Raw genomic sequence first — 11321 nt, 5'->3', positions numbered from 1 at the left:
CGCCCAGCCCGGGTACGGCTACCCGCAGCAGGGCGCCCCGCAGGGCCAGCCCCAGTACGGCTACCCGCAGGCTCCGCCGGTTCCGCAGGGCTACGGCTACGGCGGCGGCCAGATGGAGATGCCGGGTCTGATGAAGACCGCGCGGGTGATGCTGTTCATCACCGCCGGTTTCCAGTTCCTGGCGGGTATCGTCTTCGGCTTCCTCGTGGGCGCGGTCCAGGACGTGTCCAGCGGTGTGGGCTCGGGCGACGAAACCGACGGTTTCGCGGCGCTGGGCATCGGGGTCGCGATCTTCCTCGTGGCCCTGGGCGCGCTCTCGATCTTCCTGGGTGTGAAGTTCAAGAGCGGCGGCAGCGGCATCCGGATCACGACCATCGTGTACTCGTCGCTGCTGGTCCTCGGCAGCATCGTCAACATCGTCGGTGGCGGTTCGGGTTCGGCCACCTTCGGCGGCATCGTCTCGCTCGCCATGTCGGGCATCATCCTCGCCGCGATGGTCAACGGCCAGGCCTCGACCTGGTTCAACCGCCCGCGCTACTGATCCGCGGACGGCGCCTTCGCACCACTCACACCCGGGGCCGTGGCTCTCCCGCACAGGGGGCCACGGCCCCGGTGCGTCGCCCACCCGCACCCGCCGCAGGACATGCGCCACTTCCTGGAGACCGGCTGCCGGCTCGCCCGGATCGAGGACACGGCGTATTCGGGAGGAGGCCGCTGGGAAAAGGGACAGCCCCGCTGTCACCTCGCCCGGCGGCCCACCTCACACTGCCGGGAGACACGTGAAGTCGACGTGGGCTCAGGTGGGGCTCACCGGGAGGCCGGAGCGTTTGCTCGGAGCAGCGCGGCTCCGAGCGGGGTGAGGGTGTGCAGTACGGATGCGGCGTGGCGGTGGCTGACGATCAGGCCCGCGTCGCGCAGGGCGGTGGCGTGCTGGCTGGCCGATGACGCGGAGACTCCGGTGGCGCGGGCGAGTTCGCCGGTGGTGGCGCCGGTGGAGACGGCGCGCAGGGCGGCGGCGCGGGTGCGGCCGAGCAGGGCTCCGAGGGATGCGCCGGAGCCGAGGTCCCCGGGGAGCGCGGTGTGGTGGGGCTCGTGGCTGAGTGAGTAGATCAGGACGGGGTCCAGCGTGGTGTCGCCGAAGGTCACCGGATTCCCCCAGCAGAAGTACGACGGGACCAGGAGGAGGCCGCGGCCGTTCAGGTACAGGTCGCGGTCCTCGGGATAGACGGCGTGCAGGACGGGGCGCTGCCATCGCAGGTCGGGACCCAGGTTCTGGAGAATTCCCTCGACCCCGCCATCGAGCACGCCGCGGGCGCGGGCGGACCGTTCGGCCTCGATGCGGGCCTGGACATGGTCGCTGTACGGGGCGATGACCATGTCGTAGTAGGTCCGTAGCGCCTGTACCAGTTCCTTGCGCAGGCCTGGCTCGGCCAGGCGCGGTGCCCAGGAAGGGGCTCCACTGGTGCGGCTGAGGATGCCCACTTCGTCCAGGACCCGGCGCTGCGGGGTGGCCAGGATGGCCTCAAGGCCGGCGTCAAGTCCTTCGGTCGCCTCGGGAGGGGTGAGGAAGTCGGGGAAGTAGGCGGCGCGCGGGACCAGCGGCAGCAGTAGGGTGCGCAGGGTGCGGGTGAAGGCTGTGGCCTGCAGTCTGGCGCGGGCGCCGCGGTGCCAGTCCGCGTAGGCCCAGCGACCCCGGCGGGTCTGGAAACGGTGCAGGCTCGCGCAGATCTCCCACAGCGGGTCCGGTGCGATCGCAACGCGGGTTCTGGCCAGGTCGGCATCGGTGAAGTGGATCCTGAGCATCGGCTTCCCCCTGTTGGCCTGGGCTTTTCAGGCAGAACAGAAAACCCTGGATGGCCATGCTCGCGTCAGAGATGCTCGAGGAGCAAAGGGGCGCGACGGACCGACGCGCCACAACTCGGGGGAGTGCGTTGCACCATGAGGCGAGCATTCGTTTCTGCATGCGCGGCCGCGCTGATCGTCACGTTCACAGCGGCGGGCTGCACCACCAGCACGAGTGAGCGGCCGGGCCCCGCCCAGCCGCAGCGGGACACCGCGGCCAAGTCCTCCAGGAGCGAGGGGCGGGAACTGACCGACGCCGAGCGGGTCCTGGTGCAGCGTGCCGAGCAACTCCTCATCAAGGAATGCATGGAGGGGGAGGGCTTCAAGTACTGGGTCGGGCCCCTGCCGACCGTCGACGACCTCAAGGGCGGCGGTTACGTACTGACCGATGCCGACTGGGCAAAGAGGCACGGTTACGGCAGTCGGCTGGAGGAGAAGCTCCAGGACGCCCAACGGAGCGATCCGAACCACGCGTACGCCAACGGGCTCCCGCAGAAGGAACGCGTCCGCTACGGCAAGACGCTCGAAGGCGGGCCGTCAGGCGGCATGCTGACGGCCGAGCTGCCCGGCGGCGGCACCGTCCAGACCCCTCGCCACAGCTGTCTGTCCAAAGCCAAGGAGCAGCTCTACGGCGACTTCGAGACCTGGTTCAGAGCAGAGAAGACGACCACGAACCTGACCGACCTGTACGTCCCGGACCTCCTCGAGGACAAGCGCTTCGTCAGCGCGCTCAAGGAGTGGTCCGCGTGCATGCGCGAGGCCGGCCACGGCTACGCCGACCCGCCGGAGATCCGGGCCGAGCTGCCGGAGCTCACCAAGGGCCTGAGCCCTGACGCCTCGCACGCCGTCGAGGTGAAGCTCGCAGTCGACGAGGCCGTGTGCGCCACGAAGACCCCTCTGTCCGCCACGGCACACGCCCTGGACGAGAAGTACCGCGACGAACTGCGCGCCACATACGGCGACGCCATCGCGACGTACGAGCACATGAGCCTCGCGGCTCTGGACCGCGCCGAGGACATCACGGGCGACATGGCCTGAGCCCCGCCGTCCGACTCGCCCGCGATCCCAGGGCACCCCGAACTTCCCCGGCGCCTCAGCCGTGGAGGAAACCCCTACGGCACCTTCAACACAAGGAGTGATCCACCATGCGCAAAATCCTCGCCGCAGCCGCCACCCTCGGCCTCGCGGGCCTCGGGGTGATCGTCCCGGCGACCGCCGCGCAGGCCTCGGCGGCGTGCGACACCGCCTGGCGCAACGCGGCGTCGGGCTACTTCTACGCCTACGACTACGACTCCTGCAGCGGCACTCTCGGACTGGACGACGACAACGACGCCAACTGGAGCGACACCTCCGGCTCGTTCCAGAGCGGTGACAACGACGACGCACAGTCGATCCTGCACAAGGGAACCTCCGGCATGGCCGTCAAGGTCTACCGGCACGCAAGCTACGGCGGCGGTCACACCTGCCTCAAGAAGTCCGAGTACTACATGGATGACCTCACCGGTCACACCTACACCGATGGCTCCGGCGTGAACGTGAGCATCAGTTCTCACAAGTGGGTGTGGGAGTCGGACTGCGGCAAGTTCCTCAACTCCTGACCCGACCGGTCACCCGCACGGCTGACCCGTGCACCCACCCCGTGGCCCGCCACCTCCCGGCGGGCCACGGGCGCCCCGGGAACCCCACTCGGCGCTCTCCCTCAGACACGCGACACAGGCACGCAGGACAAGGAGCGACCATGCGCAAGACCCTGGCCATATCCGCCGCTCTCGGCGTCGCGGCACTCGGTGTGCTCGTACCCACCACCAGCGCACAGGCATCCACGGCGTGCGACACCTCCTGGAACAGTGCGCCGCCCGGCTCCTTCTACGCCTACGACTTCACCGACTGCAGCGGCCTCCTCGGCAGGACCGCCGAAAGCAGCGACGCGAACTGGGGCGACAGCTCCGGTCCGTTCCAGGGCAACGCCGACAACGCCGCGAGCTCCATCCTGCACAAGGGAACCTCCGGCATGGCCGTCAAGGTCTACCAGTACCCGGGCTACCTCGGCGGCCACGCCTGCCTCAAGAAGTCCGAGTCCTACAAGGAGGACCTCTCCAGGCACACGTTCTCCAACGGTGCCGGTATGGACAACGACATCAGCTCCCACCGGTGGGTGTGGGAATCGGCCTGCGGCACCTTCCTCGATTAGGAGTCCTCGATGTCCATCGACATTCGGCCCCGGTCAATCTGGGCCCCGTATGCCGCCACCACCACGACGGGAGGTCTCCTTATCGCGCGGAAGGCATGGGCGGACTTCCACGGGGATTACGAGAAGGCGACCAAGGAACTGATCGACGAGGTAGGAGCATCACCGGGGCGGTCGAGTCGCGAGTGGTCCCCTTGGAAGGGGGGCGTGTTCATCCACCACAGAGGCGGGGGTTCGGCCGGTCTCGACACCGAGGAGGAATGCGCGAAGGACGTCGCCGACGCCTGGTCGGACATGTACGGGAAGGCCGACGAGGACATCGGCTACAACTACTTCGTCTGTCCGCACGGAAAGATATACGAGGGGCGTGGCCTCGAACGGGGAGAGGCGAACGGCGGCGATGCCCCAGCCCAGGGAAACGTGCCCGCAGGGCATGTCTGGGTCGCGGACCACGGCGCGGTCGGCCGGAACACCGCTTTCTATTCCATCTGCGGTCTCCTCCGGTCCGAGGACGAGTCGACATCCGCGATGCGGACCTCGATCAGGAATCTGATCGAGTATCTACGGACGGACGTTCCGGCCGGCAAGAAGGCCGGCCCCAACATGTTCCCCCACTCCAAGGGTTACGCCACGGAGTGCCCCGGCAATCTCCTGCCCTATGCGAAGACCGGCTCCCTGATGGACCCCGGGGTTCCCGACACGAGCAACCCGGCGCAGCTTCAGATCATTTCCCGTGCCCAGTGGGGAGCACGCCCACCCCGCAGTGAGGCGAAGGTCCCGCTCTCGCAGCGCACCGCCTTCGCCGTCCACTACTCCGCGGGGCCCACCAGCCAGACGCCGAGGGCGATCCAGAACTACCACATGGACTCGAACGGCTGGTGGGACATCGGCTACAACTTCCTCGTCGACGCGCACGGCCGCATCTTCGAAGGGCGCGGCTGGGCCAACGAGGGTGCACATGCGTCGGGTTACAACACCACGCACTTCGGTGTCTGTTTCATCGGCCGGGACGGCGATGCCACCACGGCCGCCAAGAACTCCATCCGGAGCCTCTACCACGCCGCCCGGGAGAAGACCGGCAAGGCGCTCGCCGCGACCTACCACGGCGCGCTCAACTCCACCCAGTGCCCCGGCGCGGCGCTCCGCGCCTGGGTACAGAACGGGTTGCCGGGAACCACGTATCCCATCGTGGGCGGTGAACCGGTCTACGAGGGCGATCCGCCGGGCGACGGCTCCAGCGGCGGGCTGACCACCGTGCGGTCCATCGCCTCGCAGCAACGAGCCGTCAACGGGCTGGGCCACAGCCCGCCGCTGACCGTGGACGGCGTCTTCGGCCCGCTCACCGACGCGGGTGTCCGCTGGCTCCAGAACAAGGTCGGCGCGCAGGCCGACGGGCTGTGGGGGCCGCTGACCGAGGCGGCGTACGTGGCCTACACCGGCCAGGGCGGCAGTGGCGGCGGGCTGTCCACGATCCGCTCCATCGCCTCGCAGCAGCACGCGGTGAACGCACTCGGCTACAGCCCGCCCCTCGACGTCGACGGCGACTTCGGCCCCCGCACCGACGCCGGAGTCCGCTGGCTGCAGGGCAGGATCGGCGTCGAGGCCGACGGCTTGTGGGGAACCACCACGGAGGCGGCCTACGTGGCCCACACCGGCGGCTCCCCGGGGCACATGGGCGGCGGACTGACCACCGTACGCTCGGTCGGCTCCCAGCAGCACGCGGTCAACGGACTCGGCCACACCCCGCCCCTCGACGTGGACGGCGTCTTCGGCCCGCTCACCGACGCGGGGGTCCGCTGGCTCCAGTCCAAGGTCGGCACCGAGGCCGACGGGCTCTGGGGACCCGCCACCGAGGTGGCGTACGGCCGCTATGCCGATGGTGAACGGCTCGTGGTGGACGGACAGTTCGGGCCCGGCACGATCGCCGCGACACAGCGGGCGATCGGCGTCACCGCGGACGGTGCCTGGGGGCCGGAGTCCAAACGCGCGCTGCAGCAGCACCTCAACACCTGGGCCGACGCCGGCCTGATCGTGGACGGCGACGTCGGCCAGGCCACGGTGAAGGCACTGCAAGGTCACCTCAACAAGATGATCCGCGCCGATCTGACGGTGGACGGCGACTGGGGCACGGCCACCACCAAGGCCCTGCAGACCGCCCTCAACCAGGGGAGACTGTGATGCGGAACGAGGGACCCGACACCGCGTACTCCGCGGCAACCGGACTGTCCCGACGGGGCGTTGTCGCGAATGCGGTCCTTGCCGCCGCCGGTCTGCTGGGCCTGGGCACATCGAGGGCCACCGCTGCTCCCCTGCCGTCGGCCACCGCCCCGTCGGCAGGGCGGTCCGGCACGGCCGCCCGGGGCCTGTCGGCCTTCGCCGCGGTGGCGGCGAGCGAGGCCGACGCCGTCACGGTCCCCGCGGGTTTCACCGCCGACGTCCTCGCCCCCTGGGGCCAGGCCGTGCGCGCGTCGGGGCCACGCTGGCGGGCGGACGGGAGCAACACGGCCGCCGAACAAGCCGTGCAGGTCGGCAGCCACCACCACGGCGTCCAGTTCTTCCCCCTGGCCGAGGGCGCCGCGGGCAGTCGCCGCGGACTCCTGGTGATCAGCCACGAGGCAACCGACCCCGACCTGCTGGGCGGCGAAGCCGACAAGGCGATCGCCGCCCAGGGCCTCACCGTCCTGGAGGTGCGGGAGTCCGGCGGTACGTGGAAGGCCGTGGACTCGGCGTACAACCGAAGGATCACGGGCGACTCACCGGTACGGTTCTCCGGTCCCGTGGCGGTCGAGGGCAGGTCACGAGGCGTGCTGGCCTGCAGTGGCCAGGGCGTCACCCCCTGGGGCACCTGTCTGGCCACGGAGGAGAACTTCAACGCCTTCTTCGGCACCGAGGATCCCGGCTGGCGACGCCGCGAGAAGCACGTCCGGTACGGGTTGTCCGCCGACGGCTTCGGCCGGCCCGGGCACCGCGCCGATCCGCGGTTCGACCTGGCCGCTGCCGGGTCACGACCGGAGGACTTCGGCTGGATCGTGGAGTTGGATCCCCGGGATCCGTCCTCGGTGCCGGTCAAGCGGACCGCACTCGGACGCTTCATGCACGGCAGCGCCACGGTGACCGAGGCCGCCGGGCGCCTCGTGGTCTACAGCACGGACGCCGAGGACGGCGAGTACCTCTACAAGTACGTCAGCGCGGACGAGTGGCGCATACTTCGCGCCCGGGGCGAGAGCCCCCTGGACCACGGCACCCTTTACGCGGCAAGGATCTCCCCCGGCGGCGTCGGCCAGTGGCTGCCCCTCAGGTACGGGTACGGCCCGTTGACCCGGGACAAGGGCTGGCGGGACCAGGCCGATGTCCTGGTACGGGCCCGGCTGGCCGCAGACGCCCTCGGCGCGACCCCCCTCGCCCGACCGGAGCGGGTCGCGGTGAGCCCGCTCGACGGCGATGTCTACCTCGCCCTCGCGGGCGGCACCGGCGGCTCCCCGTGCACCGGCGAGGTGGCGCGGAACGCGGGGGCCACAGAGGCGTGCGCGCGCGGCGCCGATCCCCACGGGCGCATCATCCGCTGGCGCGAGGAACGGAGTGAGGGTGAGAAGCAGAGGGAGGGAGGCGCTCCGGCGCCTTCCTTCTCCTGGGCCGAGTTCCTCTCCGGCGGTGACCCGGACCTGTCCGCCGACGGCGCGTTCGCCTCTCCCAAGGGACTCTGGTTCGCCGCGGACGGGACGCTGTGGATCTCCACCGGTGTCTCCGGCCACGCTCTGAACGGTCCTGACCCGGCCCACCAGGCGGCCGGGAACAACGCCCTGCTGGCCGTCGACCCCACGACCAGGAGGGTCCGTCGTTTCCTCACCGCGCCGCGCGGCGCCGAGGTGACCGGCGTCGCCGGCACACCGGACGGACAGACGCTGTTCGTCAACATCCAGCATCCTGGCGAGCGCACGGCCCGGTGGGGTGTCCCGGACGCCGGGAACCCTCGCGCCGTCAGCAGCTGGCCGGGCCACGGGGCGGGCGGCCGCCCGCGTTCCGCCACCGTGGCCGTTCACCTCCCGAAGAGCTGACGTGCACCGCGCCGGACGGGAACTCCGCCGCTGACAGCGCGGTGCGACGTGATGCCGTACCAGGGGCGCCCCGGTACGGCATCCACGTCCGGCGTCGGCATCAGTGGAAGAAGTGCCGCGTCCCCGTGAAGTACATCGTGATGCCGGCCTTCTGCGCGGCCTCGACGACCAGTTCGTCACGGACGGAGCCGCCGGGCTGGACGATGGCCTTCACACCGGCGGCGCCCAGGACGTCGATGTTGTCGGGGAACGGGAAGAACGCGTCCGACGCGACGTACGAGCCCCGCGCCCGCTCCTCCCCGGCCCGCTCCACCGCCAGCTTGCAGGAGTCCACGCGGTTGACCTGCCCCATGCCGACACCGACCGAGGCGCCGTCCTTGGCGAGCAGGATGGCGTTGGACTTGACGGCCCGGCACGCCTTCCAGGCGAAGGAGAGCTGCTGGAGCTCCTCACCGGTGAGCGCCTCACCCGTCGCCAGGGTCCAGTTGGCGGGGTCGTCGCCCTCGGCCTGCAGCCGGTCGGTGACCTGGAGCAGCGCGCCTCCGTCGACGGGCTTGAGCTCGACGGGGCCGGCCGGCCCGTTCGGGGCCTTCAGCACGCGGATGTTCTTCTTCTTGGTGAGGGCCTCCAGCGCGCCGTCCTCGTAGTCGGGCGCCACGATGACCTCGGTGAAGATCTCCGCGACCTGCTCGGCCATCTCCTTGCTGACCGGCCGGTTGACGGCGATGACCCCGCCGAAGGCCGACAGCGGGTCACAGGCGTGCGCCTTGCGGTGCGCCTCGGCGACATCCGCGCCGATCGCGATACCGCACGGGTTGGCGTGCTTGATGATCGCCACGCAGGGCTCGTCGTGGTCGTACGCGGCACGGCGCGCGGCGTCCGTGTCCGTGTAGTTGTTGTACGACATCTCCTTGCCGTGCAGCTGCTCGGCCTCGGCGAGGCCGCCGCCCGCGGCGGAGCCGCTGGTTGATGCGGTGGAGGTGTACAGGGCGGCGGGCTGGTGCGGGTTCTCGCCGTAGCGGAGGGTGTGCGCGCGCTCCCAGGTGGCGCCGAGGAAGTCGGGGAACTGCGAGTCGTCCACGGGGGCGTAGGAGGACGCGAACCAGGAGGCCACGGCGACGTCGTACGCGGCCGTGTGCTGGAAGGCCTCGGCGGCGAGCCGCTTGCGGGCGGCGAGGTCGAAGCCGCCGTCCTTGAGGGCGGAGAGGACGTCGGCGTACCGCGCGGGGCTGGTGACGACGGCGACCGAGGGGTGGTTCTTGGCGGCGGCCCGCACCATGGACGGCCCGCCGATGTCGATCTGCTCGACGCACTCGTCGGGGGTGGCGCCCGAGGCGACGGTCTCGCGGAACGGGTAGAGGTTGACCACGACGAGGTCGAACGGCTCGACACCGAGCTCGGCGAGCTGCCGCTGGTGGTCCTCGAGCCGCAGGTCGGCGAGGATGCCCGCGTGCACCTTCGGGTGCAGGGTCTTGACGCGCCCGTCCAGGCACTCGGGGAAGCCGGTGAGCTCCTCGACCTTGGTGACGGGGACGCCGGCGTCGGCGACCCGGGCGGCGGTGCTCCCGGTGGAGACGATCTGGACCCCGGCCTCGTGCAGCCCACGCGCGAGCTCCTCGAGCCCGGTCTTGTCGTAGACGCTGAGGAGCGCACGACGGATGGCCCGCTTGGCGGTGCCGCTCTCGGCCGTCGTAGTGCTGTCGGTGCTCTCGGCGGTCACTGGATAACTACCTTTCGTCCCTCGATGCGATAGCCGTTGCGGGCGAGCCGCCCCACGACATCGACGAGCAGTCTTCGCTCGACTTCCTTGATGCGCTCGTGCAGAGCGCTCTCGTCGTCCTCGTCCCGGACCTCCACAACGCCCTGGGCGATGATCGGTCCGGTGTCGACGCCGTCGTCGACGAAGTGGACGGTGCATCCGGTGACCCTGGCGCCGTACGCGAGCGCGTCCCGTACGCCGTGGGCTCCCGGGAAACTGGGCAGCAGAGCCGGATGGGTGTTGACGAACCGCCCCCCGAACCGCGCCAGGAACTCCTTGCCCACGATCTTCATGAACCCGGCGGAGACGACGAGATCCGGCTCGTGGGCGGCGACGGCCTCGGCGAGGGCGGCATCCCACTCGTCACGGGTGCCGTAGTCCTTCACCCTCCGCACGAACGTCGGCAGCCCGGCGCGCTCGGCACGGGCAAGCCCCTCGACACCACTGCGATCGGCGCCGACGGCCACGATCTCGGCGCCGTAGGCGTCGACCCCGACTTCGGCGATGGCATCGATCAGGGCCTGGAGATTGGTACCGGATCCGGAAACCAGGACGACAAGGCGCTTGGCCGCGGACTTGACCACGGACTCGGCCACGACGGGGCCCTTTCTCGGGGAGTCTTTTGTACGGTCGTACGAATGCTTCGCGCCCCCTTGTACGGGGAAGTCTACGAAGCGGCCGACCGTCAGCAACGATACCGGCACACCTGACGGCCCCCACGGGACGGGGGCGTGGCCGGAAGGTACCGTCTGGGAAGCATCCGACCGGGGAACACGGCTCAGCGGGGGGAACGCCTTGCGCGGCTGGGACGTTGACCAGGACGGGTACGAAAGGTTCCGGGGACCGCTCCCGGGCAGCACACGACGTAGCACTGGACCCAAAGCACCCGAAGTACTGGAAGTACGGCTCCAAGAAGTACTGATTCCAAGGGGAAGACGCACACCTGATGCCGGACCACAGCCTCCGACTCCCTCCGCTCCTGCTGCGCGAGCGGCGTTCCTCGCCCACGCCGCCGCGGGAGGGTGAGGACGTGCCCGAGACCGGCCAGGACGCCGCGGGCGGGCGTGGACCTCAGGCTCCGTCCGACGACAATCCGTTCGCGCCGCCCCCCGAGGGCGCGCCCGACCGGCCGTGGCAGCCGCGCCGTCCCACGGGCGGGCAGGGGCAGGGCACGGACGGGGACGGCCAGAACGGCGACTCCCCCTGGGGCAGCCAGTGGAGCGACCGCCAGCCCGGCCGTGCTCCGGGCGGCGGGTTCGGCGAGCGCCCCCGTCCCTCCGGCGGCGGACAGGGCGGCCCCGAGGGCGGTCCGGGAGGCTCCGGCCTGCGCTGGGACCCCACGGACCCGGCCCAGCGCCGTGCGCGCTTCGCCCTGCTGGGGGGCATGTGGGCGTTCTTCTTCTCGCTCTTCAGCTGGCCGTACGTGGCACTGCTGCTCGGTGCGCTGGCCCTCTACTGGGGCATCAGCGCCCTCCGC

The 11321-nt window shown here is 70.6% G+C and carries 9 protein-coding genes and 1 pseudogene; 7 read left to right on the top strand and 3 right to left on the bottom strand.

Annotation, left to right across the window (positions count from 1 at the left end; all coding sequences use genetic code 11):
• Positions 1-541, top strand: a 541-nt coding sequence (locus FNH04_RS31360) for a hypothetical protein (RefSeq protein ID WP_152789158.1), incomplete at its 5' end; no start/stop codon positions are given.
• 266 nt (positions 542-807) lie between these two features.
• Here FNH04_RS31360 and FNH04_RS31355 read toward each other — a convergent pair.
• Positions 808-1803, bottom strand: a complete 996-nt coding sequence (locus FNH04_RS31355) for an ArsR/SmtB family transcription factor (RefSeq protein ID WP_152789157.1) — start codon at positions 1801-1803, stop codon at positions 808-810.
• A gap of 135 nt (positions 1804-1938) precedes the next feature.
• On the opposite strand from FNH04_RS31355, the gene FNH04_RS31350 reads away from it, so the two are divergent.
• From FNH04_RS31350 to FNH04_RS31330, 5 genes are all read left to right on the top strand, one after another.
• A complete protein-coding gene (locus tag FNH04_RS31350; protein ID WP_152789156.1) occupies positions 1939-2880 on the top strand; it encodes a hypothetical protein in 942 nt (313 codons plus the stop codon).
• Between the two features lie 107 nt (positions 2881-2987).
• Positions 2988-3440 (top strand): hypothetical protein, encoded by a 453-nt coding sequence (locus tag FNH04_RS31345; protein ID WP_152789155.1) that lies wholly within the window; start codon positions 2988-2990, stop codon positions 3438-3440.
• Between the two features lie 140 nt (positions 3441-3580).
• On the top strand, positions 3581-4033 hold the full coding sequence (locus FNH04_RS31340; protein WP_152789154.1) for a hypothetical protein: 453 nt from the start codon (positions 3581-3583) through the stop codon (positions 4031-4033).
• A gap of 9 nt (positions 4034-4042) precedes the next feature.
• Complete coding sequence (locus FNH04_RS31335; protein ID WP_152789153.1) at positions 4043-6208, top strand: peptidoglycan recognition protein family protein; 2166 nt, start codon at positions 4043-4045, stop codon at positions 6206-6208.
• A complete protein-coding gene (locus FNH04_RS31330) occupies positions 6208-8085 on the top strand; it encodes a PhoX family protein (RefSeq protein WP_152789152.1) in 1878 nt (625 codons plus the stop codon). Before FNH04_RS31335 ends, FNH04_RS31330 begins: the two co-directional genes overlap by 1 nt.
• A 100-nt stretch (positions 8086-8185) precedes the next feature.
• On the opposite strand, the gene purH is transcribed toward FNH04_RS31330, so the two are convergent.
• Both purH and purN read right to left on the bottom strand, forming a co-directional pair.
• On the bottom strand, positions 8186-9805 hold the full coding sequence (gene purH / locus FNH04_RS31325; RefSeq protein ID WP_322724375.1) for a bifunctional phosphoribosylaminoimidazolecarboxamide formyltransferase/IMP cyclohydrolase: 1620 nt from the start codon (positions 9803-9805) through the stop codon (positions 8186-8188).
• Positions 9802-10440 (bottom strand): phosphoribosylglycinamide formyltransferase, encoded by a 639-nt coding sequence (gene purN / locus FNH04_RS31320; protein WP_322724374.1) that lies wholly within the window; start codon positions 10438-10440, stop codon positions 9802-9804. The genes purH and purN overlap by 4 nt, the downstream gene beginning before the upstream one ends.
• Positions 10441-10790: 350 nt before the next feature.
• On the opposite strand from purN, the pseudogene FNH04_RS31315 reads away from it, so the two are divergent.
• Positions 10791-11321, top strand: a pseudogene (locus tag FNH04_RS31315) (hypothetical protein); the annotation flags it as partial.

The organism is Streptomyces phyllanthi (genome assembly GCF_009377205.1).
In the GTDB taxonomy this organism is placed as follows: Bacteria; Actinomycetota; Actinomycetes; order Streptomycetales; family Streptomycetaceae; genus Streptomyces; species Streptomyces phyllanthi.
The sequence above is the reverse complement of the archived record's forward strand: the minus strand, read 5'-3'. Positions and strand labels throughout refer to the sequence as shown.

Coding starts and splice junctions, on each gene's coding strand:
- FNH04_RS31345 (WP_152789155.1), top strand. CDS start 2,988: ATGCGCAAAATCCTCGCCGCAGCCGCCACCCTCGGCCTCGCGGGCCTC.
- FNH04_RS31330 (WP_152789152.1), top strand. CDS start 6,208: ATGCGGAACGAGGGACCCGACACCGCGTACTCCGCGGCAACCGGACTG.
- FNH04_RS31355 (WP_152789157.1), bottom strand. CDS start 1,803: ATGCTCAGGATCCACTTCACCGATGCCGACCTGGCCAGAACCCGCGTT.
- FNH04_RS31340 (WP_152789154.1), top strand. CDS start 3,581: ATGCGCAAGACCCTGGCCATATCCGCCGCTCTCGGCGTCGCGGCACTC.
- FNH04_RS31350 (WP_152789156.1), top strand. CDS start 1,939: ATGAGGCGAGCATTCGTTTCTGCATGCGCGGCCGCGCTGATCGTCACG.
- FNH04_RS31335 (WP_152789153.1), top strand. CDS start 4,043: ATGTCCATCGACATTCGGCCCCGGTCAATCTGGGCCCCGTATGCCGCC.